Raw genomic sequence first — 25852 nt, forward strand, 5'->3', positions numbered from 1 at the left:
ACCACGAGCAGTGAACCGAAGGCCCCGGCCACTCCTTCCCCAGGACGCCCGGGGCCTTCGCGTTGCCCGCGGCGGAACGGTCCCGGCGCGGAACCGTCCGGGCGCGGAACCGTCCCGGCGCGGGGAAACCGGCGCGCGGGGGATGCGGCGCGCGGGGGAACCGCCCCGCAAGGGAACCGGCTCCGGCTCCGCAGGGAAACCGGCCCGCAGAGGTCGTCAGCGCCCGCCGCGCCCCGCCCGCGCGGCTCGCGCCACCGCGACGACCGCCTTCTCCAGGGCGTACTCGGGGTCGTCCCCGCCGCCCTTGACGCCCGCGTCCGCCTCCGCGACCGCCCGCAGGGCCATCGCGACGCCGTCCGGGGTCCAGCCCCGCATCTGCTGCCGCACCCGGTCGATCTTCCAGGGCGGCATGCCCAGCTCGCGCGCGAGGTCGGCGGGCCGCCCGCCACGGGCGGACGACAGCTTCCCGATCGCCCGCACCCCCTGCGCCAGCGCGCTCGTGATGAGCACGGGCGCGACCCCGGTCGACAGCGACCAGCGCAACGCCTCCAGCGCCTCCGCCGCCCGCCCCTCCACGGCCCGGTCTGCCACGTTGAAGGACGACGCCTCGGCCCGGCCGGTGTAGTACCGGCCGACGACCGCCTCGTCGATCGTCCCGTCGACGTCCGCCGTCAGCTGCGCGACCGCGGAGGCCAGCTCCCGGAGATCGCTGCCGATGGCGTCGACGAGCGTCTGGCACGCCTCGGGCGTCGCGGACCGCCCGAGCGTCCGGAACTCCTGCCGGACGAACGTCAGCCGCTCCGCCGGTTTCGTGGTCTTGGGACAGGCCACCTCCCGCGCGCCCGCCTTGCGCGCCGCGTCGAGGAGACCCTTGCCCTTGGCTCCCCCCGCGTGCAGCAGGACGAGCGTGATGTCCTCGACGGGCGCGTCGAGGTACCCCTTGACGTCCTTGACGGTGTCCGCCGAGAGGTCCTGCGCGTTGCGCACGACCAGCACCTTGCGCTCGGCGAAGAGCGAGGGGCTGGTGAGCTCGGCGAGGGATCCGGGCTGGAGCTGGTCGGGGGTGAGGTCCCGTACGTCCGTGTCGGCGTCGGCGGCTCGGGCGGCCGCCACCACCTCCCGGACGGCACGGTCGAGGAGCAGGTCCTCCTGGCCCACGGCGAGCGTGACGGGGCCGAGGAGGTCGTCGCTGGAAGTCTTTCTGGTGGCCATCGCGTTCCAGCATCCCACGGCCCACCGACAGCGGACCCCGGCGAGGTCCGGACCCCGGCGAGGGTCTGACGGTGGCGACGCCCGGACCCCGGCGGGGTCCCGCGGCCGGCCGGGCGAGAATGGGCGGGTGAGTGAACGACACGTACTGGTGCTCCCCGACCGCGACGCCGCCGAGGAGGTGGCCGAGGAGCTGGCCGGCCGCTTCGGGGTGGCCGAGGAGCCGCAGCTGGTCAGGGACGCGCTGGCCGGCGAGGACGACGCCGAGGACGCGCAGTGGCTGGTGGTCGTCGAGGACCCGGACGGCCGGCTCGACCCGTCGGCCCTGGACGACTTCGCCGCCGAGTACGAGGGCTGGCTGGAGGCCCCCTGACCGGCCGGGTCCGCTAGCGGGCGGCCTTCGGCACGATCTGGACGTCCAGGTCGATGGAGATGCTGGAGCCGACGGCCGCGATGCCCCGCGCGAGCAGGGTCTGCCAGGTGAGGGTGAAGTCCTCGCGGTGGAGTTCGGTGGTGGCCCGGCAGGCGCAGCGCGTCTCGCCCTCAAGCCCGCTGCCGAGACCGAGGTACTGGGTGTCCAGGGTGACCGTGCGGCTGACGCCGTGGAGGCTGAGCGCGCCGGTGACGTTCCAGCGGGTTCCGCCCCGGTGGGTGAAGCGCTCGCTGAAGAACTCGATGGTCGGATGGACGCCGATGTCGAGGAAGTCGCCCGACCGCAGGTGGTCGTCGCGCATCTGCACCCCGGTGTCGATCGAGGCGGCGTCGATGACGACGTGCATCGCGGAGTGCTCCATGCGGTCGGCGATCCGTATCGCGCCGGCGAAGCTGTTGAAGCGGCCGTGGATCCGCGCCAGTCCGATGTGCCGGGCGGTGAAGCCGATCTGGGAGTGGGCGGGGTCGATCTCCCAGTCGCCCGGCTCGGGCAGCGAGGGCTGCGGGGCGACCTGGAGCAGCACGTCCCCGAGGTCGGCGTGGGCGCCCTGGTCCACCACGGCGGTGGCGTGGTGCGGGGTGTAGCCGTCGGAGGTGACGGCGATCCGGTACTCGCCGGCCGGGACCGTGGCCAGGAGGGTGCCGTACGGATCGGTCTCCCCGCCCAGCACCCTGCGGCCCGTCGTGTCGGTGAGCGCGAACTCCGCCTGCCGCAGCGGCTCGTGCACGGGGTCCAGCACCCGGCAGCTCAGCACGCCCGCCGAGGCGGGCACGGTGACTCCGGCGAGGGCGCCGCCCCGCCCGCCGGCGCCGCCGTTCCCGCGCTTCCCGAAGAGACCACCGAACATCATCAACGCACCCCCGTGCGACTCGTTCATTATGCAACGAGTTCGCATTCGATCACCCTTGAGGCGTTCGAGGCAAACGCGCCCTTACGGTCGTCGCGTCCGGATTAGGGGGTTCGCTCGTCCGGCACCGGGAGGACCGGCAGCTCGTCGAGCACGATGCCGAAGAGCTCCCGGTAGGCCGCGCGCAGCTCCTCGTCCGAGCCGAACTCCCGCTCCGTGCGCTCGCCGGCCACGGTCCGGTACAGCTTCCTGCCGGCGATGCTGACCCGGCCGTCCTCGGTGAGCCGCGAGCAGATCACCCCGCGGGTGAAGTGGGACTCCGGCGAGGTCCGGTGGTACCAGGCGCCGGCGGCGAAGTCGGCGAGCTCACGCGGCCGGCGCTCCAGCCGGTACTGCGGCTTGCCGTCCCGGAGCACGTCGAGGTCGCCGTCCGCACCCGGAACCTCCTCGATCACGAAGGTCCCCGAGGGGTCGGCCTGCGGCCCGCGCTCGTCGAAGGCGAGCGGATGGTGGCTGTGGTCGCCGAAGCCCACGTCCGCCAGCCACCGCTCCCCGTCCGCCGTCTCCACCAGCAGGGCCATGTGGTCATACGGGATCCCCGCCCGCCCGTCCGGGCCGATGACCCTCGCCTGGAGCAGCCCGACCCGGTAACCGAGCGCCCTCAGCAGCGCGGCGAAGGCGGTGTTCAGTTCGTAGCAGAACCCGCCCCGCCGGGCCGCGACGACCTTGTCGACCAGCGCCTTCTCGTCGAGGACGATGTCCTGCCCGAGGTGGATGGACAGGTTCTCGAAGGGCACGGCCAGCAGGTGCCGCAGGTGCAGCTCCCGCAGCGCCCCGGCGTCCGCCCGGTCCGGCCGCGCGGCGCCGATGCGCTCCAGGTACTGCTCCACCGCGGTGTCCGGCAGCCCTGCGGTCTCTTCATGATCGGTCATACGGGCAGTCTGCCCGCCCGGTCGGCGTCAGGGGGTGGCGGCGGCGGATTCCGGCTTTTGGGCGGGCAGTTCACGCATCCGCGGGAGCGGTGAGGGCAGCAGCCACAGGACCGCGAAGACGGCGCCGACGGTGGCGACCCACAGGGTGGGGCGCACGCCCATCGCGGTGCCCAGCACGCCTCCGACGAGGGCGCCGACCGGCCGGAAGCCGTGGTTGAGGGTGCGGAAGGCGCCCATGACCCGGGCCCGCATGGTCTCGGGTATGAGGGCCATCTGGAACGACCCGGCGGCCACGTCCACGATCATCACTCCGGCGCAGGACAGGAACTCGGCGGCGAAGAGCACACCCACCACGAGCGGCAGCGGCCCGTCGGCGGCGGGGATGAGGATCAGCGGCAGGGTGAAGCCGAGGAAGCCGGTCACGATGGAGCCGCCGATGCCGATCCGGCGGACGACCGCTCCGCTGCACGCCGCCCCGAGCAGACCGCCGACGGCTCCGGCGCCGAGCACGAGGCCGAGCAGGCCCGCCCCCAGGCCGAGGTCCTTGGTGGCGTAGAGGACGAAGAGGGTGTGGAACATGTAGTTGAAGAACTGGACGGTGCCGGAGGCGGCGAAGAGCGCGCGCATCGACGGCTCCCGCACCACCCACCGCATCCCCTCCGTGAAGTGCCCCTTGGCCACGGGCGCCGGGGCGGGCTCGTCCGGCCGGATCCTGGCCAGGTAGCCGGCCGACACCAGGTAGGTGAGGGCGTCCGCGAGGAGCGCCAGGGGCGCGGTCAGCACCTGCACCAGGACGCCCCCGATGCTGGGCCCGGCGAGCCAGGCCATCGAACGGCTGCCGTTCACCAGCGAGTTGGCCTGCACGAAGCGCTCTGCGGGGACAAGGCTCGCGAAGATCGTGGAGTTGCAGACCTCGAAGAGCACCGACAGGGCGCCGACCCCGAGGGCGACCGCGTAGAGCTGGCCGAGCGTCAGGATGTCGAGCGCGTAGGCGACGGGCAGGGTGAGCAGCAGCGCGGCCCGCCCCAGATCCGTCGCGATCATGATGCGGCGGCGGTTCGCCCGGCGGTCGGCCCAGGCACCGAAGGGCAGGTTGAGCAGCAGGGCCGGGAGGAGTTCGAGGGTCTTCAGCCAGCCCATCTGGGCGGCGTCGGCCCCGAGCACGAGCACGGCGGCGAGCGGCAGCGCCATGAGGGATATCTGGTCGCCGACCAGGGAGACGGTCTGCCCCGTCCAGTAGCGGCGGAACGTCCGTTCGCGCAGCAGCGCCGGAACCCGCGCGGTGAGGGCCATCGCCGTCACTCCTTCTCGTCGTCGCCGTCAGGGTCCAGGTAGGCGATCTTCATGAAGCTGACGGGCCGCGCGCCCGGCGGCCGGAGGGCCGGGTCGTCCTCGCGGTCCGCGTAGGCACCGAGCAGCTCGTCGATCCGCTCACCGAGGGAGGTGAGTTCGGCGGGGGTGAGGTACACCAGGGCGTCGCCGAACAGCTCGGCCTCCCGCCACTCCTTGGAGACGCCGGCCCGGCCCTCCAGCACCTTGGCGAACCGTCCGAAGTACCGCTCGGCGACGGCCACGTTGAGCTCGTCGGTCGCTTGGGCCACCGAAGGGTCGTCGCTGTAGCCGGGCCACTCGGTGTACCGGGCGGTCGCCTGCCAGGGCTTCTCCCGGCCACGCCCGCCGGGCGCCTCCTCCACAAGCCCGTACTTGGCGAGTATCCGCAGGTGGTACGAGCAGCTGGCCACCGATTCGCCGGTCAGCTCGGCGGCCCGGGTGGCGGTGAAGGGCCCGTGCCGGCGCAGCAGCCCGACGAGGGTCAGCCGCAGCGGGTGGGCGTAGGCCCGCAGAGCCCGGGGGTCGGTCAGCTTGATGCTGTGGGCCTTCTCGCCCTCGGGTCGCGGCGCGGTATTCTCCTGCATGGTCTAAAGCTATCTATAGAAAGACTCCTTTACAAGCACTCCTTTACAGAGGTTCCTTTACAAGGCTCTGTTCACGGGTCGGGGCCACTCACCACCCCCTTGCCACGGCCACCAGACCGCTTCCCGCACCCGCAACGGCGATCGCCCCGTCCCGGTCGGTCCGCAGCACCCGTGCCCCGCCCGCCCGCAGCGCGGCCAGCGTCCGCGGCGACGGATGGCCGTACGGGTTGTCCCGGCCCGCCGACACCAGCGCGAGGCGCGGCCTCACCCGCGCGGTCAGTCCCGGGTCCTGGTGAGCGGACCCGTGATGCGCCACCTTCAGCACGTCCACCGCGCCCAGCTCGGGGTGGGCCCGCCACAGGGCCCGCTGCGCCGGCGGCTCCAGATCGCCGAGGAGCAGCACGCTCACCCCGCCCGGCCCGCGGACCAGCAGCGTGACACTGGCGTCGTTCGGCCCGCCGTCCGGCGGCCCCGGCCCTGCCCGCGGCCACAGCACCCGCCACTCCAGCGCCCCGGCCCGCCGCCGCTCCCCCGGCTCCGCCCGCAGCACCGGCACCCCCGCCGCGCCCGCCACCCGCCGGACGAACGCCGCCTGTCCGGGCGGCTCGTCGAGCCCCGTGACCTGGATCGCCCCCACGGCCCGCCCCTTCAGCACCCCGGGCAGACCGGCCACGTGATCGGCGTGGAAGTGGGTCAGCACCAGCAACGGCACCCGCCGCACCCCCAGCTCGCGCAGACAGCGGTCCACCGCCGCCGGATCCGGCCCTGCGTCCACCACCACCCCCGCGCCGCCGCCCGCCGCGAGCACCGTGGCATCGCCCTGCCCCACCTGGCACATCGCGAACACCCATCCCGGCGGCGGCCAGCCGGTCACCCACCGCACCAGCGGCACCGGCCGTACCACCACGAGCACCAGCAGCACGGCCACCCCGACCACCGGCCAGGCCCGGCGCCGCGTCCGCCGCACCCCCGCCACCACCCCGCAGGTGAGGAGCGCGAGTGCCGCCCCGCCCCACCAGCCACCGGGCCACGCCACTTCCGCGCCCGGCAGCTCCGCACCCGCCCTGGCCACCCCGGCGATCCACCCGGCCGGCCACCCCGCCACCCAGGCCGCACCGCCCGCGCCCGCCGCCCACACCGGCGCCACCGCGAGCGCCACGAATCCGAACACCGTCGCCGGCGCCACCGCCAGCTCCGCGAACAGGTTCGCCGGGATCGCGACCAGACTCGTCCGGCCCGCGAAGACCACCACGACCGGCGCGGTCACCGCCTGCGCCGCCAGCGCGGCGGCCAGCGCCTCCGCGAGCCGTCCCGGCACCCCGCGCCGCCGCAGCCCGTCGCTCCACCGGGGCGCCACCACCAGCAGCGCCCCGGTGGCCAGCACCGAGAGCAGGAACCCGTAACTCCGCGCCAGCCACGGGTCGTACAGCACCAGGAGCAGCACCACCCCGGCCAGTGCCGGAATCAGCGACCGCCTGCGGCCGGTGGCGATCGCCAGCAGCGCGACCAGTCCGCAGGCCGCCGCCCGCAGCACGCTCGGCTCCGGCCGGCACACCACGACGAACGCCAGCGTCAGCCCCGCCCCCGCCACCGCGGTCCCCCGCAGCGACAGCCCGATCCGTGGAGCGAGCCCGCCCCGCTCCACCTGCCGCGCCCGCCCCGGCCGTCCCACCAGCAGGAGCAGCACGATCGAGAGGTTGCTCCCGGACACGGCCAGCAAGTGCGAGAGGTCGGTGGCCTCGAAGGCGTCCCGCAACTCGGTGCCGATCCGGGAGGTGTCCCCGACGACCAGGCCCGGGAGCAGAGCCCGCGCGTCCGGCGCGAGCCCGTCGGTCGCCGCGCGCAGCCCGGCCCTGAGCTCCCCGGCGGTGCGCTGGAGCGCGCTCGGCGGCCCCACGATCCGCGGCGGCCCCGCCCGCGCCTTGAGCACGGCCGCGTACGGACCGCCCGGTTCCCGGGGCGGCGCGAAGCGGGCACCTACCCGCAGCCGGGTGGACGGCAGCAGCCCCAGCCACGCCTCCCGTGCCTCCCCCGGCGGCACGATCAGCAGCACCGGTGCCCGGGTCCGCACGGCCGCACCGCCCGTCCCCTCCACCCGCACCACCTCGGCGTCCATCATCACCGACACCGGCACCATCGCCCGACCGCTCACCCGGGGCCAGGTGAGCCTCGGGTCCGAGGCCACCGTCAGCTCCACCCAGGCCCTGCCGTACTCCTGGGCCAGCACCGGCACCGGTCCCCGCCGCAGGTCCGCCGCGTGCAGCCCCGCCGAAGCCGCGCCCGCCGCCGCACAGAGCAGCACCCCGGCCCAGGCGGTGGCCCTCAACCGCCACCCGGGCGCCCCCGCGCGCCCCCGACGGTGACCGTCACCGGGATGGCTACCGGGATGGCTGGCGGGACCCTCGCGGGCCTCCCCGTCCGACGCGGGATCCCGCTCCTGGGTCAGCCGCCGCGCCACGGCCGGTGTCAGCAGCGCCACCGCCCCGGCCAGACAGAGCCCGACACCGGCCATCGTCCACCAGCCGGCCACCCCCAGGGCCAAGGCGGCGGCCGCCCAGGCGGCCAGCGCCGGCGGAACGAGCCGCAGGTCGGCCGGTGGCTCCTGCCCCACCTCCTCCTCACGGATCCCGTCCGCCACCGGCTCCGCCCGGGTCACAGCCGCACCAACGGCTGGAGGTCCGCGTAGCGCCGCTCGCCGATCCCGTCGACCTCGCGCAACTCCTCGACCGAACGGAAACCCCCGTGCTCCGTACGGTGGTCGACGATCCGCCGGGCGAGCACCGGTCCCACTCCCGGCAGCCCGTCGAACTGCTCGGCCGTCGCCGTGTTCAGGCTCACCGGCACACCGCTCGCGCCGGCCCCGGGCCCCGGCCCACCGCCACCAGAGCCCCCCGCCGCCCCCGCACCCGGCACGCCCGCGCCCGGCACCCCGACGAGCACCTGCTCACCGTCGAAGAGGACCCGGGCCCGGTTGAGCCCCGTCAGATCCGCGCCCGCCCGCACCCCTCCCGCGGCGCGCAGCGCGTCCGCGACCCGCGACCCGGCCGGCAAGGTCAGCACCCCCGGCCTGCGGACCTTCCCTCCCACATCCACCACGACCTCCGCCGACGCCGACGGACCCTCCGACGCCGACGGACCCGCCGAGGCCGAGGAACCCGACGCCCCTTCCGCCCCCGATCCCGGTGCCGCCGGAGGCGCGGCCACCACCGGCGCGGGCCGTACCACCTCCGGGGCGCGCACGGGCTCCGGGCGGCCGGCCCAGAAGAAGCCGCCGGCGGCGCACGCGGCCACCACGAGAACGACGGCGAGCGCCGCCAGCGACCTCGGTTCCAACCCGCACCGCGTCTGCACCCACAGCGGCAACCGCTCCCGCACGGCGGCCCGCCACCGCCGCTCCCCCGCACCGACGGGCGCCCGCTCCTCGACCACCACCACCGGGTCCGGCACGTCAGACGGCGGGAACAGCGCGTCCCCCCGCTCCCGTACGAGGTACGAGGAACGCGACGCGGCCGCAGAAACCGCAGAAGACGAAGAAACCGAAGGAGACGAGGCAGCCGAAGGAGACGAGGCAGCCGAAGAGACCGAAACGGAAGGCGAAGACGCCGCACGAAGATGACGAAGATCCATACCTGCGACGGTAGAGACGGCGCCGACCCCCTGCCGTCGCCCCGCGACTTCCGTGGAGAACTTCGCGGCTGTGGACAACTCCCTCACCCACAAGGGTGAAGCGGCTGCCTCAGCGCGGCGAGACGACCACCGCGAGCAGCCCGGGCCCCGTGTGCGCGCCGATGACCGCGCCGACCTCGCTGACGTGCAGTTCGGCGACGCCCGGCACCCGCTCCCTGAGGCGTTCGGCGAGCGCGTCGGCCCTCTCGGGCGCGGAGAGATGGTGGACGGCGATGTCGACGGGGCCGGAGCCGGCCTGTTCCACCGCCAGCTCCTCCAGCCGCGCGATCGCCTTCGAGGCCGTGCGTACCTTCTCCCGCAGCTCGATGCGGCCGCCGTCGAGTTCGAGGAGCGGCTTCACCGCGAGTGCGGAGCCCAGCAGCGCCTGCGCGGTCCCGATCCGCCCGCCCCGCCGCAGGTAGTCGAGCGTGTCGACGTAGAAGTAGGCGGAGGTGTCCCCGGCGCGCTTCTCCGCCGCGGCGACCGCCTCGTCGAGCGAGCCGCCCGCCTCCACGACCTCCGCCGCCGCCAGGGCGCAGAAGCCGAGGGCCATGCCGATCATGCGCGTGTCCACGACCCGTACGGGGACGGGGGCGTCCTTCGCCGCGAGCACGGCGGCGTCGTAGGTGCCGGAGACCTCGGCGGAGAGGTGCAGGGAGACGATCGCACGGGCTCCGGCCTCCGCGGCCTCGCGGTAGGTGGCGGCGAAGACCTCGGGGCTGGGCCTGGAGGTGGTGACGGACCGTCGCTTCTGCAGCGCCTCGGCGAGCGATCTGGCGGAGATCTCGGTGCCCTCCAGGAGGGCGCGGTCGCCGATGACGACGGTCAGCGGGACCGCGGTGATGGCGTGCCGCTCCATCGTCCGGGGTGGCAGGTAGGCCGTTGAATCAGTGACGATCGCGACATGCCGGGACATGAGCGGGAGGTTACCCGCCGCGACGGTCACTCGGCAGCCCGGCCCCGGTCACACCCCGCTCCGCCGGGCCACCAGGATCACACGCCCGCCCGCCCCAGCCCCGCGGACACCCCCCAAGCCCCTCGAAGGCCCGCCCAAGCCCCGCACCTGCCTGCCCGAGCCCTGCGAACGCCCGGGGCCCGGACACGCCTCAGTGCAAGCCCCTCAGGCACCCGCCAAGCCCCTCCGACGACCGTCAGCCGGCGGACTCCGGCCGGGCCGTCTTCTCCCACGGGTAAGCCGTGACACGGGGGTCCGGCGCCGTGATCGCCTGCGGCCCCTCATCGACCTGCGACTGCCCCGGCGCCTGCGACTGCCCATGGGGCTGTCCCTGCGACGAGCCCTGGGGCTGTCCCTGCGACGGCCCCTGCGCCTGCGGCCGGCTCTCCGTCCCCGGCGCCGACTCGTACCAGGCCGCCGCCTGCGCGGGCTCCGGCGTGGCCGTCTCCCGGTCGGTGGTCGTCCAGTGGCGCAGCGCGCCCGTCTCCACGTCGATCTGGGCGCTCAGCGTGTCCAGATCGTCCTCGGCGAAGCGCCGGGCCCGGTCACGGGCGGCCTGGCGCAGCGCGTCGGCCGAGCCGGTGATCCGCTCGGTGCGCTCGGTCAGCCCGGGCAGCTGCCCGGCCACGTACGCCTTGTCGGGCTCCCGCTCCAGGCGCTTGAGGTCCTCGTCCAGCTCACGGCCGTGCGCGCTGAGCCGGGCGAAGAGGTCGAGCGACTCCCGCAGCGAGGCGTCCTCGACGGCCCCCGCCTGGAGCGCGTCCTGGGTGGCGCGCATCGAGGTGCGCAGCGAGAGCCGCAGTTTCGCCAGCTCGGCGGCGACTCCGGCCTGGCCGAAGCTCTTGGCTCGCAGGGTCGTGTCCTCGACGGTGCGGCGGGCCTGGTCGAGCGTGCGGTCGACTCCGCGTTTGGTCGCCTTGACCACCTTCACCGTGGCGTAGACCCCGAGCGCCACCAACGAAAGGAAGAGAAGCGCCAGGATCGTGACAATCGCGGCTTCCATGTGCGTCGCTCCTCAGACTCCGTCGGCGTCCCACGGCTGTGGTCCTTCCACCGTCCTTCCACCGTAAACGGAAGGGGCAGGCCGGAGGTTCCATCGGAACCCCCAACCTGCCCGTAGGGGAAACCCCTAGACCCGTCGTGGTGCTCAGGCCACGATGTTCACCAGCTTCGGCGCGCGCACGATCACCTTGCGGATCTCGGCGCCGCCGAGGGCCGTGACGACGTGCGGGTCGGCCAGGGCCAGCGCCTCCAGGTCGGCGTCGGAGATCGACGGGGAGACCTCCAGGCGGGCCTTGACCTTGCCCTTGATCTGCACGACGCAGGTGACGGTCTCGTCTACCACGTACGCCGGGTCGGCCACCGGGAAGTCCTGGTGGACGACCGAGTCGGTGTGGCCGAGGCGGTGCCACAGCTCCTCCGCGATGTGCGGGGCGAGCGGGGCGACCAGCAGCACCAGCTGCTCGGCGACCGGGCGGGGGAGCGCGCCGCCGCCCTTGGTCAGGTGGTTGTTCAGCTCGGTGATCTTGGCGATGGCGGTGTTGAAGCGCATCGCGGCCATGTCCTGGGAGACACCGTCGATCGCCTTGTGCAGGGCGCGCAGGGTGTCCTCGTCGGCCGCGGCGTCGGCGACGGTGACCTCGCCGGTCGCCTCGTCGACGATGTTCCGCCACAGGCGCTGGAGCAGGCGGTACTGGCCGACGACGGCGCGGGTGTCCCACGGGCGGGAGACGTCCAGCGGGCCCATCGCCATCTCGTACAGGCGCAGGGTGTCGGCGCCGTACTCGCCGCAGATCTCGTCCGGCGTGACGGCGTTCTTCAGGGACTTGCCCATCTTGCCGAGGACGCGGCTGACCTTCTCGCCCTCGTACCAGTAGGCGCCGTCGCGCTCCTCGACCTCGGCCGCCGGCACGGCGATGCCGCGGGCGTCGCGGTAGACGAACGCCTGGATCATGCCCTGGTTGTAGAGCTTGTGGAAGGGCTCGGCCGAGGAGACGTGGCCCAGGTCGAAGAGGACCTTCGACCAGAAGCGGGCGTACAGGAGGTGCAGCACGGCGTGCTCGGCGCCGCCGACGTACAGGTCGACACCGCCGGTGGGCATACCCTCGCGCGGGCCCATCCAGTACTGCTCGATGGCCGGGTCGACGAGCTTCTCGTCGTTGTGCGGGTCCAGGTAGCGCAGCTCGTACCAGCAGGAACCGGCCCAGTTGGGCATGGTGTTGGTCTCGCGGCGGTACTTCTTCGGCCCGTCGCCCAGGTCGAGGGTGACGTGGACCCACTCCTCGTTGCGGGAGAGCGGGGTCTCGGGCTGGGTGTCGGCGTCGTCCGGGTCGAAGGTGCGGGGCGAGTAGTCCTCGACCTCGGGCAGCTCCAGCGGGAGCATCGACTCGGGCAGCGCGTGGGCGACGCCGTCCTCGTCGTAGACGATCGGGAAGGGCTCGCCCCAGTACCGCTGGCGGCTGAACAGCCAGTCGCGGAGGCGGAAGTTGACGGTGCCCTCGCCGATGCCGCGGCCGGCCAGCCAGTCGGTGATCCTCGCCTTGGCCTCGACGACGCCCAGGCCGTCCAGGGAGATCTCGTCGTTGGCGGAGTTCACCAGCTTCGCCTCGTACGAGCCGAAGGCGTCGTCCCAGGTGGACGGGTCGGTGCCGCGGTCGTCGCTCGGCTCGACGACGCAGCGCATCGGCAGCTCGAAGGCGCGGGCGAAGGCGAAGTCGCGGGAGTCGTGGGCGGGGACGGCCATGATGGCGCCGGTGCCGTAGCCCATGAGGACGTAGTCGGCGATGAAGACGGGGACCGCCTCGCCGCTGACCGGGTTGGTCGCGTACGCGCCGGTGAAGACGCCGGTCTTCTCCTTGGCGTCGGCCTGCCGCTCGACGTCGGACTTGGAGGCGGCCTGCTTGCGGTAGGCGTCGACGGCCTCGGCGGGGGTGGCGTGGCCGCCGGTCCACACCGCGTGGGTGCCCTCGGGCCAGGCGGCCGGGACGATCTTCTCGACCAGGTCGTGCTCGGGCGCGAGCACCATGTAGGTGGCGCCGAACAGGGTGTCCTGGCGGGTGGTGAAGACGGTGATGGCGCCGGTGTCGCCGACCTGGAAGTCGACGCGGGCGCCCTCGGAGCGGCCGATCCAGTTGCGCTGCTGGAGCTTGATGGCCTCGGGCCAGTCCAGGGCGTCGAGGTCGTCCAGCAGGCGGTCCGCGTAGGCGGTGATGCGCATGTTCCACTGGCGCAGCTTGGCCTTGAAGACCGGGAAGTTGCCGCGCTCGGAGCGGCCGTCGGCGGTGACCTCCTCGTTGGCGAGGACGGTGCCCAGGCCGGGGCACCAGTTGACCGGGGCGTCGGAGGCGTACGCCAGGCGGTACTCGCCCAGGACGTCGGCGCGCTCGGCGGCGGAGAGCTCGGTCCACGCGCGCGTGGTGCCGGGGACCTCACGGGTGCCGTTCTCGAACTGCTCGATCAGCTCGGCGATCGGGCGGGCCTTCGCGGCCTCGGTGTCGTACCAGGAGTTGTAGATCTGCAGGAAGATCCACTGGGTCCACTTGTAGTAGTCCGGGTCGATCGTGGCGAAGGACCGGCGCTTGTCGTGGCCCAGGCCGAGCCGGCGCAGCTGGGCCTTCATGTTCTCCATGTTGGCCTCGGTGGACACGCGCGGGTGCGTGCCGGTCTGCACGGCGTACTGCTCGGCGGGCAGGCCGAAGGCGTCGAAGCCGAGGGTGTGCAGCACGTTGTGGCCGCTCATGCGCGCGTGGCGGGCGAAGACGTCCGTGGCGATGTAGCCGAGCGGGTGGCCGACGTGGAGGCCCGCACCCGAGGGGTACGGGAACATGTCCATGATGAACTTTTTGGGCCGGGCGGCGAGCTCGGGGTCGCCCGCCAGGTCACCGGAGGGGTTCGGGGCCTCGTAGGTCCCCTCGGCGTCCCATACGTCCTGCCAGCGTGCCTCGATGTCGGCGGCCATGGCCGCCGTGTAGCGATGCGGGGCCGCCGTCTCGGCGGCCGTGTTGATCTCGGTCATGGTCCTAGAAGCTCCATCGATCGTCTCTGCCCACTGCCACGAACTGCCACGAAATGAAAAATCCCCTCGCACAGGAGGGGACGCCGCGCCGACTCCGACGGGGTGTCTTCCGCCCGTCGGGACTGGTCAGCGCGGCTCGATAAGCAGGAGGCGTACGGCACGCATGGCGCCAGGGTACCGCAGCGCTCCCAGGGCCCGCATCGACGTCCGAGGGGCGGCGGGAACGACGAAACGGGCCATCCGGTGTGGATGACCCGCTTGCCTTCTGTGGAGCTAAGGAGAATTGAACTCCTGACCTCCTGCATGCCATGCAGGCGCTCTACCAACTGAGCTATAGCCCCGTGTGAAATTGTGCGGCGATCGATGTGCCGCGGAAGTGCGGAGAGCCATCCGGTGTGGATGGCCCGTCTGCCTTCTGTGGAGCTAAGGAGAATTGAACTCCTGACCTCCTGCATGCCATGCAGGCGCTCTACCAACTGAGCTATAGCCCCTCAAGATCGTCCCCGCCCGGTTCCCTCTCGGGCCGTCCTCGCGGCGACGGACAGAACAGTAACCGGCCGCCGGGCAGAACTCCAAATCCGTTTCGCCGGTGCTGTCGGAGGCTCCGGGTAGGGTCGCCCCCTGTGTCCCCCTCCGTTCCTTCCCCGTCCCGCGCCCGGCCGTGGCCCCTGGTCGCCGCCGCGGCCGCCTGCCTGATCTCGTTCGCCGCCTTCTGGGTGGCGCAGCGCGTCGCGCACGTGAACATGCTCGACGTGATGGTCTACCGGGCCGAGGCGGAGACGCTGCGGGCCGGCGGCGACCTGTACGCGATGCGCGCCACCTCGGCGAACCTGGCAATGACGTATCCGCCGTTCGCCGCCGTGCTGTTCCTGCCGCTGACCCTGGTGGACGTCCCGCTCATGCGGACGCTCTCCACGGCGGGGAACCTGCTGCTCGTGCTGGCCCTGGTGCGGCTCTCGCTCCAGCTGGTCCGCCCCGCGCTCGCCGCGCCCGGACGCCGCGCCGACCTGTGGCGTACGGCACTGTGGGTGGCGGCGGTCGCCGTCTGGTGCGAGCCGGTGTGGACGACCCTGCGGTACGGGCAGATCAACCTGCTGGTCGCGGTGGCCGTGCTGTGGGACTTCACGCGCCGTGAGGGCAGCCGGTGGGCCGGCCTCGGCATCGGCCTGGCGACCGCGGTGAAACTCACACCCGGCCTCTTCGTGGTGCTGCTCCTCGCGGCGGGCCTGCTGCTGTGGCGGCGCGACCGGGGGCTGAACCAGTGGCTGCGCACGGCGCTGACCGCCACCGGCGTCTTCCTGGTCACGACGCTGGCCATGGTGGTGGCGCTGCCGGCGGACTCGAAGACCTTCTGGACCCGGACGCTGTTCGAGACGGGCCGGGTGGGTCACAAGGAGGAGACCGCCAACCAGTCGCTCAGCGGGGTCCTCGCGCGGCTGATGCACACGGACGAGCCCGGCCTGTGGTGGCTGGCGGCGGCGGTGCTGCTGGGCGGCGCGGCGATGGCGCTCGCGGTACGGGCGGCGGTGCGCGGCGACAAGGCGGTGGCCGTGGTCGTCACCGCGTTCACGGCGCTGATGGTCTCCCCGATCTCCTGGTCCCACCACTGGGTCTGGTGCGTGCCGCTGCTGATCCTGCTGTACGACCGTGCCACGCGCGCGTGGCTCACGACCGGCGCCGTGGCACTGGCCTTCGCCTCGTTCGCGCTGTGGTGGGTGCCGCACGACCCGGGCCGTCCCGAACTCGACCAGAACGCGGGTCAGATGCTGCTGTCGGCGGTCTATCCGCTGACGGCGACGGCGGTCCTTGCCGGCTACGCGCTGGTGGAGTGGCGGGCGACCCGACGGCCTCGCATCCCGGGCCCCCGCCGGGAGGCCGTCGTGGCCCGGGAGCCTCAGGCCGTGGCGAAGGAGTAGAACCGCTTCAGGGTGCAGTGCTCGTCGAGGAGCCGGCCGTAGATCGGCTCCCCTTCGAGTTCGCGATAGGTCTCGATCGGGTCGCCCTTTATGATCAGCGCCCGCGCGCACTCCTCGCACCAGTACTGGTAGTCGGGGTTGACGGGGTCCATGTCCCGCACGATGGGCGTACCGCTGCCGCACCAGTCGCACTTCCGCCTGTGCGCACCCAAAGGCCACCCTCCCGTCCGGACCTGGTCCCCCTCCGGCCGTCCGATTCTGCCATGGCGGGCGGCCGCCCAGAAGTGACAAAACGACAGATCCCGCCCCCCTTGGCAGGGGAGCGGGATCCGGTGACTGTGGAGCTAAGGAGAATTGAACTCCTGACCTCCTGCATGCCATGCAGGCGCTCTACCAACTGAGCTATAGCCCCTCGTGTTCTTCGCGCTCGGCGCTGCGAACAAGAAGAACTCTAGCCGGTGACCTGCCGGAAAGTGAAATCCGGGCCCTGGGGGCCCGGCCGCCCGGGGTGTGTCAGGTGTCGTCGCCGAGGACCGGCTCGGGCAGCGAGCCGGCGTTGTGCTCAAGGAGGCGCCAGCCGCGCGCGCCCTGGCCGAGGACCGACCAGGAACAGTTCGAGAGGCCGCCGAGGCCCTCCCAGTGGTGCGGCTCCAGGCCGAGGAGGCGGCCGATGGCGGTCCGGATGGTGCCGCCGTGGCTGACCACGACCAGGGTGCCGTCCTGCGGCAGCTTGTCGGCGTGCTCCAGGATCACCGGGGCGGCCCGGTCGGCCACCTCGGTCTCCAGCTCGCCGCCGCCCCTGCGCACGGGCTCGCCGCGCTTCCAGGCGGCGTACTGCTCGCCGAAACGCGCGACGATCTCGTCGTGCGTGAGCCCCTGCCACTCCCCCGCGTACGTCTCGCGCAGCGCGGCGTCGTGGGAGACGGCGAGTCCGGTGAGCGCGGCCAGCTCGGCGGCGGTGGCCGCCGTCCGCTTCAGGTCGGAGGCGACGATCGCGTCGGGGCGGAGGGCGGCGAGCAGCCGGGCGGCCCGGCGGGCCTGGTGGACACCGGCCTCCGTGAGCTCGATGTCGGTCGAGCCCTGGAAGCGGCGCTCCAGGTTCCACGACGTCTGGCCGTGGCGCCACAGGACGATACGGCGGCCGGTGCCGCCCTTGGCGGCGCTCAGCTCAGCTCACCGTCCGCCCTGTCGGCGCCGGTCAGCTCGGCGTGCTCGGCGGCCTTGCCGCGGGTCTTGACCGCGTCCTCGGGCAGCGGCAGCTCGGGGCAGTCCTTCCACAGCCGCTCCAGGGCGTAGAAGACACGCTCCTCGCTGTGCTGCACGTGGACGACGATGTCGACGTAGTCGAGGAGGATCCAGCGGGCGTCGCGGTCGCCCTCGCGGCGCACCGGCTTGGCGCCGAGCTCCTTCTGGAGCCGCTCCTCGATCTCGTCGACGATCGACTTGACCTGGCGGTCGTTGGGCGCGGAGGCGAGCAGGAAGGCGTCGGTGATCGACAGCACGTCGCTGACGTCGTACGCGATGATGTCGTGAGCGAGCCGGTCGGCCGCCGCCTGGGCGGCGGCGTTGACGAGCTCGATGGAGCGATCCGTGGCGGTCACAAGCAGGCTTTCGTCGGCGGTCGGGTACCCCTCCAGGGTCTCACGGACCGCCGACGACCCCGTAACGATTACGAGGCGCCCGGAATCTCGTAGTCCCGGCCCAGGACGACGGTGACCGCGGCGGTGCCGGCGGGCTTGCCCTTGGTGACCGAGTCCTCGGGCAGACCGAGGGTCTTGGCGACCTCGACGGCCGTGGCCTTCTGGGCGTCGTCGCCGTAGACGACCTCGGACTTCGCCTGGCTGTCGGCCTTGGTCCCGCCGACGAAGGCGTAGCCGCCGTTGATCAGGACGATCTTGGCCGCCTCGACGGCGTCCTCGCCGGTTCCGTCCTTGATCGAGACGCGCGGCACTCCGCCGGCGTCGAGGGCGGTGACCTTGCCGCCGAGGATGTCCTTGACCACGCTGTCGCCGGCGCCGTCGGCGAGCGAGCCGTCCTCGGCGACGGGGAGCAGCGCCGTCTTGTAGGCGCCGGTCTTGGCGTGGTCGGCGAGCTTGGCGAGGGAGGCGGCGAGGTCCTTCTCGGGGAGGGACGGGTCGGCGATCTGCTGGAGGTACTCGATGGCGGCCGCGGCGTTCGACGCGTCGCTGGGCATCTTGCGCAGCATGCCGTTGACGACCTGGCCGAAGCGCTGGAGCTGCTTGGCCTCGGCCTCGCCGGAGGCCCGGTGGGTGGCGTAGGCGACGGCGGCGCGGCCGTTGAGGGTCTGCTGCTCGCCCTTCGGGACGAGCGGGTCGGCGCCTGCCTTGGCCTTGGGGTCGGGGACGGCGGTGTCGGTGTCGACCTCGATGCCGCCGAGGTACTCGACGAGGTTCTCCAGGTACGGCGTGTCCAGGCGCCAGGTTCCGGCGATCTTGGCGCCGAGGAGGGTGTCGAGGGCTTCGCGGGTGCCGCTGGAGCCGTCCTCCTCGACGGACTTGCCGAGGGTGGTGGCGGAGCCTTCGGTGTCGGCGACGGCGAGCGCGTTGGGCAGCAGGACGGTCGTGCCCTGCTTGGTCGTGGAGTTGTCCACGAGGAGCGCGGTGGAGGTGCCGCCGCCCTTGAGGTCGTGGAGGTGGAGGACGATCGTGTCGCGCTGCTGGGGTCCGGTGGCGGCGTTCGGGCCCTGCTTCTCGCTGTCGCCGGTGCCGGGGAGCAGACCGGCCGACCACAGGTAGCCGACGCCGCCGACGGCGGCGAGGACGAGGACGACGACGAGGGCGATCACCCGGTTGCGGCCGCGCCGGCGGGCCTCCTCGCGCCGCTCCGACCGGCTCTCGGTGAACTTGAGCCAGTCGATGACGTCCTCGGAGTCCTCGTCGGGCTCCTCGATGAAGGAGAACTGCTCGGTGCGGTACTCCTTGGCCTCGTCGGCCTCGGCGTCGGGTTCGGGCCGCCGGGGCGCGCCGGGGGCTGTCGGGGCGGTGGGCGGCTCGGGGGCGGGCCGCTGCCCGGGGACACCGGCCGGGGCGGAGACGGGCGCGGCGGGCTCGGCGGCCTGCCACTGCTGTCCGGCCCCGCCGGCGCCGCCGTAGGGGTCGTACGGGTCGTAGGAGGGCTGGGCGTAGCCTCCCTGGGGCTGCCCGCCCTGATAGGTGTCGTACGAGGGCTGCTGGGGGGCCTGGGGCTGGGCGTAGGGGTCGTAGCCGTACGTCTGCTGCCCGCCGGCGTACGGGTCGTACGCGGGCTGCTGCGGAGCCTGGGCCTGCTGCTGGTACACCGGCTGCCCGTACGCGTCGTAGCCGATGATCTGCGGCTGCGGCTGGTACGGGTCGTACGGGTTGTGCTGATCGTTCACCGGTGCCCCTCCCCGGGACTCACTCGCCGCGGTACAGCTGGCGCTTGTCGATGTAGCGGACCACGCCGTCCGGGACGAGATACCAGACGGGGTCGCCCTCCGCGACCCGTGCGCGGCAGTCGGTGGACGAGATGGCGAGCGCGGGGATCTCGACGAGGGAGACTCCGCCCTTGGGCAGTCCGTCGTCGGTGAGGTCGTGGCCCGGCCGGGTGACGCCGATGAAGTGGGCGAGGGCGAAGAGCTCCTCCGCGTCGCGCCAGGTGAGGATCTGCGAGAGCGCGTCGGCCCCGGTGATGAAGAAGAGGTCGGCGTCGCTGTTGAGGGAGCGCAGGTCCCTCAGGGTGTCGATGGTGTACGTGGCGCCGCCGCGGTCGATGTCGATGCGGCTGACCGAGAACTGCGGGTTGGAGGCCGTGGCGATGACCGTCATCAGATAGCGGTCCTCGGCGGGCGAGACGGCCTTGTGGCTCTTCTGCCACGGCTCACCGGTCGGTACGAACACCACCTCGTCCAGGTGGAACAGGGCGGCGACCTCGCTGGCCGCCACCAGGTGTCCGTGGTGGATCGGGTCGAACGTCCCGCCCATCACGCCGAGGCGGCGCTTGCCGCGGCCGCCAGTAGGCACTTCCTGCTCTCCCATGCGTGCAGAGCCTACTGGCACGGCGGCGGGCGCCGGTTCAGCGGCCTCCCGGTGGGCGTACCGGCTCAGCGGTCGCGGTTGAAGCGGGTGGTGATCCAGAGCAGGAGCATCAGCGCGATGAAGGCGCCGCCGCCGGTGACGTACGGGTTGAGGCTGTCGTGGTTGCCACCGTGCTCGGCGCCCTCGGAAGCAAGCGTGACGAGGTTGGCGGCGGTGCTGTGGAGGCTCATCTTCGGCAGACCTATCCGATCGGGGGTGGGAGCGGAGACTTCGCGCACATCGTATGCGGGCGGTCCCGGCTCTCTCACGCCGACTCAGGCGTTGGCGTCCCCGGCGTCCCCGGACGCCCCCCGGGCGGAGGCGTCGGCGGGCCGGTCGGACGCGGCGGCGGCCGTCCGGCCGTCGATCTCGTCCGTCTCGCCAGTCGTCTCGGCCGTGGCCGCGCCGGTGGTCTCGTCCGTGGTCCCGCCGGCGGTCCCGCCAGTGGTCTCGTCCGTGGTCCCGCCGCTTCCGTAGCCGCGGAGCAGGAACCAGGCGAGGAGGGCGCCGCCGACCATGGAGATCAGCAGGACGATGCGGAGGGTGTCGCCCGGGCCCTGCTGCGCCGCCGCGGCGAGGGCGGCGGTGGCCGCGTCGATGTCCGGCATGGGGTGGTGCTCCCTCGTCGTCCACAGGGCCCGAGTTGTCCACAGGCCCCCGGCACACGGTAGCGCCCTCGCCTAGGGTGGGTCGTGTCAGGGGGACGAGTACCGACTCGTAAGGATGGACAGGGGGCGTTCATGACCGACAACCACGGCGGGGACCAGCGGGGCGGCGTGCCGAGCAGGCAGCGCAAGCGGTTCCCCGGCATCTCCTCCCGGGCCTACGAGCACCCGGCGGACCGTTCGGCGCTGGTCGCGCTGCGGAAGCTGAGCGGTTTCGACACGGTGTTCAAGGCACTCAGCGGGCTGCTCCCGGAGCGCAGTCTGCGACTGCTCTACCTCTCGGACTCCGTCCGGGTGAGCGACGCGCAGTTCTCCCACCTCAACGACATGCTGCGGGACGCCTGTTACATCCTCGACCTGGACAAGGTCCCGCCGATGTACGTGACGCAGAACCCGGTGCCGAACGCGATGTGCGTGGGGCTGGACGAGCCGGTGATCGTGCTGACCACGGGGCTCGTCGAGCTGCTCGACGAGGAGGAGATGCGGGCGGTGGTCGGCCACGAGGTCGGTCACGCCCTGTCCGGGCACGCGGTGTACCGGACGGTGCTGCTCTTCCTGACCAACGTGGCGCTGAAGGTCGCCTGGATCCCGCTGGGGAACATGGCGGTGATGGCGATCGTGACCGCGCTGCGCGAGTGGTTCCGCAAGTCGGAGCTGTCGGCCGACCGGGCCGGTCTGCTGGTGGGACAGGACCTTCACGCGTCGATGCGGGGTCTGATGAAGCTCGCCGGCGGCAACCACCTGCACGAGATGAACGTGGACGCGTTCCTCGCCCAGGCCGACGAGTACGAGAAGGCCGGTGACCTGCGGGACTCGGTGCTGAAGATCCTCAACGTGCTGCCGCGCTCGCACCCGTTCACCACCGTGCGGGCGGCCGAGCTGAAGAAGTGGTCGGAGAGCCGGGACTACCAGCGGCTGATGGACGGCCACTACCCGAAGCGCTCGGAGGACGCGGACACCTCGGTCACGGACTCCTTCCGGGAGTCGGCCGGGCACTACGCGCAGACCGTGCGGGAGAGCAAGGATCCGCTGGTCAAGCTCGTCGGGGACATAGCCGGCGGGGCCGGGGACCTCGCGGGTGACCTCGGCGGACGGCTGCGGACCGTGTTCGGCGGCGGCGCTCCGAAGAAGGACCGGGGCGAGGACACCGGCAAGGGCTCCGACCAGGACTCCGCGGAGTAGCCGACGGCAGGGGTGCGGGGCCCGGGCCGTCAGGGCTTGGCCGTCAGGGCTTCGGCATCAGGGCTCGGGCATCAGGGCTCGGGCATCAGGGCCTGAGCGTCAGGGCCTGAGCGTCAGGGCTTGGGCTGGGCGGCGGGGGCGAGGGCGCCGCAGAGCGCGGGGGCCGCGGGGCGGCTCGTGGCGTAGGGGTCGGTGAGGACCGGGCCGCCCTCCGCCGGGGCCTCGGCGCCGGCCAGGAGCGGGATCAGCCCGCCTCCCGCATCGGTGCCGCATGCCTGCGGCCCGGCCTCGACGGTGCTGGTCAGCAGCTCGGCCCGGTGCATGCGGAGGTCCTCGCGGTCGAAGCGGAGGTGCAGGGTGCGGTGGACCGTGAAGAGGGAGGCCGGGGAGACGTCGCCGGGGGCTGCGGCGGCGGGGCGCAGCGCGTAGGTGAAGGTGTGGTCGGCGGTGACGTCCAGGGTGTCCGGGGTGCTCTCGGCGAAGCGGAGGGTGCCCTGGACGCGGGGCGCGGGGTCGGTGACGGTGACCCGCGCCGGGTCGAAGCGGGTCACCCAGGCGGCCACGGCGTGCCGGCCGTCGTCGGCGGGTGAGGCGACGCTGCGGTCGAACTGGGCGAGCTGGTCGGGGTCGAGCAGCAGGCGGGCGGGCCGCACGGTCTGGCTCGCGAGGACGTCGGGATCGAGGGAGGAGGCGACGAGGTAGTCCTTGGCGATGCTGAGGGCGGTGACGACCTGGCCTTCGGAGAAATGGGTGGTACGGGCGGCGACGGGGAGGTTGACCCCGGCCGCGCCGGTGCGGTACTCGGCGGCGGGACTGCGGGCGAGGAGCAGCGCGGGGTCGCCGCCGGGGACGGGGCCCTGCGGGGCCAGGGGGACGACGGTGGTGCGGAGCGGCTCGGCGCGCTGGTCGGGCGGCGGCTGGTAGGGGTTGCGGAGGCCGAGATAGACGGCCATCCCGAAGGCGAGGACGATCAGCAGGACCAGCAGGAGGGCCTGGCCGGAGCCACGGCGGCGGCCGCCGGCGCCGGGGCGGCTGCGGACGGCGAGCGCGTGCTCGCCCATCCGCTCCTGGGCCGAGAACTCCTGGAGGTGGGCAGCGCGGACGAACGCCTCGTCGAAGACGACGGCTCGGTACTCGTCCTCACCGCCGGGGACTCCCTCGGGGGTCCCCTCAGGCGGGTCGCCACGCCCTGCCATACCTTCAGGGTAGGTCGGCGGGGGCTCCGGTAAACGCCCAGGTACACGACAAGTTCGGAAGAATTCCGCCGTCGGAGTGGTGGTGCGGGCGGGCGGGGCGGCCGTCCGGGTGGTGTCAGGGTGTGCGGGGTGCGACGGAGGCCGGCGGGGCCGTGCGGGCGTCGGTCACCGGGCCGGCCGTGGCCCGTGGGGCGGCGGTGGCCGGGGCGCCGGTGAGCACCGGTGCCGGGGGTGCGGCGGCGGGCGAGGCGGCAGGCGGGGCCGGGTTGGGCTGGTCGACGCCGGTGGAGGCCGGGGGGACCTGGTCCTGCCGGTTGGCGGCGGCGCCGCGGTAGACGGCGGTGAAGGCGAGGGCGACCATGCCGATGCCCATCAGCAGGGCGAGGAGCCAGGCGACGGGGCGGTGCCAGCGGGCGCTGCCACGGTAGGGGCGCAGGGCGCCGCCGTGGCGTCCGTAGGGGCTGGCGTCGTCGCCGACGTCGTCGGGCTCGTAGGTGAGGCCGAGGGGCTCGCGGCCCTCGTCGTAGAGGTCGTCGTCGCCGGCGGCGCGCAGGGCGCGGGCTCGGGCGGACTCGGCCTCGGCGCGGGCCTGGGCGGCGGCGAGGAGGCGTTCGACGGCGGAGGGTTCGTGGACCGCGGCGGCGCGGACGAACTCCTCGTCGAAGACCACGTCCCAGCGGCCCTCGTCGGCGCCTCCGCGCTCGTCGTCGGGCTCCCAGCCGTTCGGGGGCCTGCCCCCCACGTCGTCCGGCACGGATTCAGAGTAGACCGGCTCCGTGGATTTGGGCAGGGAGAGTGCGAAGTCTCCCCGCCCGTACCGAAAGGAGGTGTGCGGGATGGTGTTACCGGATGTGACCGTCGCCGGTGACGATGTACTTGGTGGAGGTGAGCTCCGGAAGGCCCATGGGGCCGCGGGCGTGGAGCTTCTGGGTGGAGATGCCGATCTCCGCGCCGAAGCCGAACTGTCCGCCGTCCGTGAAGCGGGTGGAGGCGTTCACGGCGACCGTGGTGGAGTCGACCAGCTGGGTGAAGCGGCGGGCGGCGGCCTGCGAGGTGGTGACGATGGCCTCGGTGTGGCCGGAGGTCCACATGCGGATGTGCTCGACGGCCTTGTCGAGGGAGTCGACCACGGCGGCGGCGATGTCGTGGGAGAGGTACTCGGTCTCCCAGTCCTCGGTGGTGGCCGGGACGACGGTGGCCTTGGCGCCCTCGGCGTGGGCGAGGACCCGCTCGTCGGCGTGGACGGTGACGCCGGCCTCGGCCAGCGCGTCGAGGGCGCGGGGCAGGAAGGCGGCGGCGATGTCCTGGTGGACGAGGAGGGTCTCGGCGGCGTTGCAGACGCTGACCCGCTGGGCCTTGGAGTTGATCAGGATGTCGACGGCCATGTCGAGGTCGGCGGTGGCGTCGACGTAGACGTGGCAGTTGCCGGTGCCGGTCTCGATGACCGGGACGGTGGACTCCTCGACGACCGTGCGGATGAGGGAGGCGCCGCCGCGCGGGATGAGGACGTCGACGAGGCCGCGGGCGCGCATCAGCTCGCGGACGGAGTCGCGGGACTCTCCGGGGACGAGCTGGATGGCGTCGGCGGGCAGGCCCGCGCCGCCGATCGCGTCGCGGAGGACGGTGACGAGGGCGGTGTTGGAGGCGTAGGCGGAGGACGAGCCGCGGAGGAGGACGGCGTTCCCGGCCTTGAGGCAGAGGGCGGCGGCGTCCACGGTGACGTTGGGCCGGGCCTCGTAGATGATGCCGACGACGCCGAGGGGGACGCGGACCTGGCGGAGGTCGAGGCCGTTGGGCAGGGTCGAGCCGCGGACGACCTCGCCGACCGGGTCGGGCAGGGCGGCGACGTGGCGGACGTCGGCGGCGATGGCGCGGACCCGCTCCGGGGTCAGCGTGAGCCGGTCAATGATCGACTCGCTGGTGCCGGCCTCGCGGGCCTTGGCGATGTCCTCGGCGTTGGCCTCGACGATCTCCGCGGTGCGGACTTCGAGGGCGTCCGCGATGGCGAGGAGGGCTTCGTCCTTGGCCGAGCGCGGCAGTGGCGCGATCTGTGCGGCGGCGCCACGGGCCCGGTAGGCGGCCCGGGTGACCGGGGTCAGGTTGTCGAGGGGCGTGAGCGAGGTCATGCCCGCAGGGTACTGGCACGGGCGGGCCTGGCCCGCACGTACGACGGGCGCATCCCGCAGTGCGAGACGCGCCCGTGCCACCGTACGGACGGCGGGGGCCCGGCCCGTCAGGACCCGGGTCCCCGTGCGGTCAGTAGGGGTGGACTCCGACCGGGGCGGCGGGCGGCGGGCCGTAGCCCTCCGCGATCCGCTGGTGGTAGGTCTCCCGGTCGATGACCTCCAGGCCGACGATCTCCCACGGGGGGAGCTTCGCCGTCTGCCGGTGCTCGCCCCAGAGCCGGAGGGCGACGGCGGCCGCGTCGTGCAGGTCGCGGGCCTCCTCCCAGTACCGAATCTCGGCGTGGTCGTTGGCGTAGCGGCTGGTCAGCAGGAAGGGGTGGTCATGGGCCAGTTGTTCGAGCCCGCGGCGCACCTCCTGCAGCGGTGACTCGACGCCGGACACGCTGAGCGTGACGTGCCACAGCTTGGACAGCGGCTGTTCTCCCGCGCCGCCGCCCCGTGGGCCCGTCTCGGCTGCTGTGTTCTCGCCTTGCGTGGCCGTGCCCTGTGCCGCGTCGAAGTCGGCTCCGGCCTCGACACTCGTCAGGGCGCGTTCGGCCGTCCCGCGGGGCAGTGCCCCTGGGCGCGCTCGTCTCACCGGCGGCCTCCTGTGTGATGCGTGTGGTGCTGTACCCCGCGTTGCTCGTTACCCCCGAGACAAAGTTGACCAGTCCGAGCCGTCGCATGGGGCGGTTTTGGT

General features: G+C 73.1%; 24 protein-coding genes and 3 tRNA genes. 3 read left to right on the forward strand and 24 right to left on the reverse strand.

Going from position 1 to position 25852, the window contains the following annotated elements; translation table 11 throughout:
• Window positions 1-216: 216 nt before the first annotated feature.
• A complete protein-coding gene (gene holA, locus ACIGHB_RS22400; protein WP_360307419.1) occupies window positions 217-1212 on the reverse strand; it encodes a DNA polymerase III subunit delta in 996 nt (331 codons plus the stop codon).
• A 127-nt stretch (window positions 1213-1339) separates the two neighbouring features.
• On the opposite strand from holA, the gene ACIGHB_RS22405 reads away from it, so the two are divergent.
• Window positions 1340-1582, forward strand: a complete 243-nt coding sequence (locus ACIGHB_RS22405; RefSeq protein WP_360307416.1) for a hypothetical protein — start codon at window positions 1340-1342, stop codon at window positions 1580-1582.
• A 13-nt stretch (window positions 1583-1595) separates the two neighbouring features.
• Here the strand turns inward: ACIGHB_RS22405 and ACIGHB_RS22410 are convergent, their stop codons facing one another.
• The 11 genes from ACIGHB_RS22410 to ACIGHB_RS22460 all read right to left on the reverse strand — a co-directional run bounded on the left by ACIGHB_RS22410 (window position 1596) and on the right by ACIGHB_RS22460 (window position 14464).
• The gene (locus ACIGHB_RS22410) at window positions 1596-2489 is read right to left on the reverse strand and encodes a YceI family protein (protein WP_360307707.1); all 894 of its coding nucleotides are present in this window, start codon (window positions 2487-2489) and stop codon (window positions 1596-1598) included.
• 104 nt (window positions 2490-2593) lie between these two features.
• Entirely contained in the window at window positions 2594-3421 is an 828-nt protein-coding gene (locus ACIGHB_RS22415) for an arylamine N-acetyltransferase (RefSeq protein ID WP_399915353.1), read from the reverse strand.
• A 27-nt stretch (window positions 3422-3448) separates the two neighbouring features.
• Window positions 3449-4714 (reverse strand): MFS transporter, encoded by a 1266-nt coding sequence (locus ACIGHB_RS22420; protein ID WP_399915355.1) that lies wholly within the window; start codon window positions 4712-4714, stop codon window positions 3449-3451.
• A gap of 5 nt (window positions 4715-4719) precedes the next feature.
• Complete coding sequence (locus ACIGHB_RS22425; RefSeq protein WP_399915357.1) at window positions 4720-5337, reverse strand: helix-turn-helix domain-containing protein; 618 nt, start codon at window positions 5335-5337, stop codon at window positions 4720-4722.
• 88 nt (window positions 5338-5425) lie between these two features.
• On the reverse strand, window positions 5426-7993 hold the full coding sequence (locus ACIGHB_RS22430; protein ID WP_399915359.1) for a ComEC/Rec2 family competence protein: 2568 nt from the start codon (window positions 7991-7993) through the stop codon (window positions 5426-5428).
• The gene (locus tag ACIGHB_RS22435) at window positions 7990-8964 is read right to left on the reverse strand and encodes a helix-hairpin-helix domain-containing protein (RefSeq protein WP_399915647.1); all 975 of its coding nucleotides are present in this window, start codon (window positions 8962-8964) and stop codon (window positions 7990-7992) included. Before ACIGHB_RS22435 ends, ACIGHB_RS22430 begins: the two co-directional genes overlap by 4 nt.
• 109 nt (window positions 8965-9073) lie before the next feature.
• Window positions 9074-9919, reverse strand: a complete 846-nt coding sequence (locus ACIGHB_RS22440) for a DegV family protein (protein ID WP_360307401.1) — start codon at window positions 9917-9919, stop codon at window positions 9074-9076.
• 235 nt (window positions 9920-10154) lie between these two features.
• Window positions 10155-10961: a hypothetical protein gene (locus tag ACIGHB_RS22445; RefSeq protein ID WP_399915361.1), complete on the reverse strand. Its 807-nt coding sequence runs from the start codon at window positions 10959-10961 to the stop codon at window positions 10155-10157.
• Between the two features lie 144 nt (window positions 10962-11105).
• Complete coding sequence (leuS, locus tag ACIGHB_RS22450; protein ID WP_399915363.1) at window positions 11106-13973, reverse strand: leucine--tRNA ligase; 2868 nt, start codon at window positions 13971-13973, stop codon at window positions 11106-11108.
• 268 nt (window positions 13974-14241) lie between these two features.
• Window positions 14242-14314, reverse strand: a tRNA-Ala gene (locus ACIGHB_RS22455).
• Window positions 14315-14391: 77 nt separating this feature from the next.
• Window positions 14392-14464 (reverse strand) — tRNA-Ala (locus ACIGHB_RS22460).
• A gap of 132 nt (window positions 14465-14596) precedes the next feature.
• Here ACIGHB_RS22460 and ACIGHB_RS22465 point away from each other — a divergent pair.
• Entirely contained in the window at window positions 14597-15889 is a 1293-nt protein-coding gene (locus ACIGHB_RS22465) for a glycosyltransferase 87 family protein (RefSeq protein WP_399915365.1), read from the forward strand.
• Here ACIGHB_RS22465 and ACIGHB_RS22470 read toward each other — a convergent pair.
• The 8 genes from ACIGHB_RS22470 to ACIGHB_RS22505 form a co-directional block, all read right to left on the reverse strand.
• The gene (locus tag ACIGHB_RS22470; RefSeq protein ID WP_030494108.1) at window positions 15868-16101 is read right to left on the reverse strand and encodes a hypothetical protein; all 234 of its coding nucleotides are present in this window, start codon (window positions 16099-16101) and stop codon (window positions 15868-15870) included. The genes ACIGHB_RS22465 and ACIGHB_RS22470 overlap by 22 nt on opposite strands.
• Before the next feature lie 127 nt (window positions 16102-16228).
• A tRNA-Ala gene (locus tag ACIGHB_RS22475) sits at window positions 16229-16301 on the reverse strand.
• Window positions 16302-16402: 101 nt separating this feature from the next.
• Window positions 16403-17056, reverse strand: coding sequence for a histidine phosphatase family protein (locus ACIGHB_RS22480; RefSeq protein ID WP_360307701.1), 654 nt, complete (start codon window positions 17054-17056; stop codon window positions 16403-16405).
• Window positions 17053-17490, reverse strand: coding sequence for a ribosome silencing factor (gene rsfS / locus ACIGHB_RS22485; RefSeq protein ID WP_360307388.1), 438 nt, complete (start codon window positions 17488-17490; stop codon window positions 17053-17055). The genes ACIGHB_RS22480 and rsfS overlap by 4 nt, the downstream gene beginning before the upstream one ends.
• A gap of 68 nt (window positions 17491-17558) precedes the next feature.
• Window positions 17559-19265: an LCP family protein gene (locus ACIGHB_RS22490; RefSeq protein WP_399915368.1), complete on the reverse strand. Its 1707-nt coding sequence runs from the start codon at window positions 19263-19265 to the stop codon at window positions 17559-17561.
• A gap of 19 nt (window positions 19266-19284) precedes the next feature.
• Window positions 19285-19905 carry a nicotinate-nucleotide adenylyltransferase gene (gene nadD / locus ACIGHB_RS22495; RefSeq protein WP_360307382.1) on the reverse strand — a complete coding sequence of 207 codons (621 nt, stop codon included), beginning with the start codon at window positions 19903-19905 and terminating at the stop codon, window positions 19285-19287.
• 65 nt (window positions 19906-19970) lie between these two features.
• Window positions 19971-20135, reverse strand: a complete 165-nt coding sequence (locus tag ACIGHB_RS22500) for a hypothetical protein (RefSeq protein ID WP_189847634.1) — start codon at window positions 20133-20135, stop codon at window positions 19971-19973.
• Between the two features lie 84 nt (window positions 20136-20219).
• Window positions 20220-20552 carry a hypothetical protein gene (locus tag ACIGHB_RS22505; RefSeq protein ID WP_399915370.1) on the reverse strand — a complete coding sequence of 111 codons (333 nt, stop codon included), beginning with the start codon at window positions 20550-20552 and terminating at the stop codon, window positions 20220-20222.
• Between the two features lie 132 nt (window positions 20553-20684).
• Here ACIGHB_RS22505 and ACIGHB_RS22510 point away from each other — a divergent pair, with 132 nt between their 5' ends.
• A complete protein-coding gene (locus ACIGHB_RS22510) occupies window positions 20685-21791 on the forward strand; it encodes a M48 family metallopeptidase (protein WP_399915372.1) in 1107 nt (368 codons plus the stop codon).
• Between the two features lie 113 nt (window positions 21792-21904).
• Here the strand turns inward: ACIGHB_RS22510 and ACIGHB_RS22515 are convergent, their stop codons facing one another.
• The 4 genes from ACIGHB_RS22515 to ACIGHB_RS22530 form a co-directional block, all read right to left on the reverse strand.
• Entirely contained in the window at window positions 21905-22987 is a 1083-nt protein-coding gene (locus ACIGHB_RS22515; protein WP_399915374.1) for a hypothetical protein, read from the reverse strand.
• A 115-nt stretch (window positions 22988-23102) separates the two neighbouring features.
• Window positions 23103-23741 (reverse strand): hypothetical protein, encoded by a 639-nt coding sequence (locus ACIGHB_RS22520; RefSeq protein WP_360307373.1) that lies wholly within the window; start codon window positions 23739-23741, stop codon window positions 23103-23105.
• A gap of 88 nt (window positions 23742-23829) precedes the next feature.
• The gene (locus ACIGHB_RS22525; protein WP_360307370.1) at window positions 23830-25113 is read right to left on the reverse strand and encodes a glutamate-5-semialdehyde dehydrogenase; all 1284 of its coding nucleotides are present in this window, start codon (window positions 25111-25113) and stop codon (window positions 23830-23832) included.
• Between the two features lie 130 nt (window positions 25114-25243).
• Window positions 25244-25750: a hypothetical protein gene (locus ACIGHB_RS22530; RefSeq protein WP_360307367.1), complete on the reverse strand. Its 507-nt coding sequence runs from the start codon at window positions 25748-25750 to the stop codon at window positions 25244-25246.
• Window positions 25751-25852: the final 102 nt, after the last annotated feature.

Origin of the sequence: Streptomyces sp. NPDC085460, assembly GCF_044541975.1 — a bacterium.
Lineage (GTDB): Bacteria > Actinomycetota > Actinomycetes > Streptomycetales > Streptomycetaceae > Streptomyces.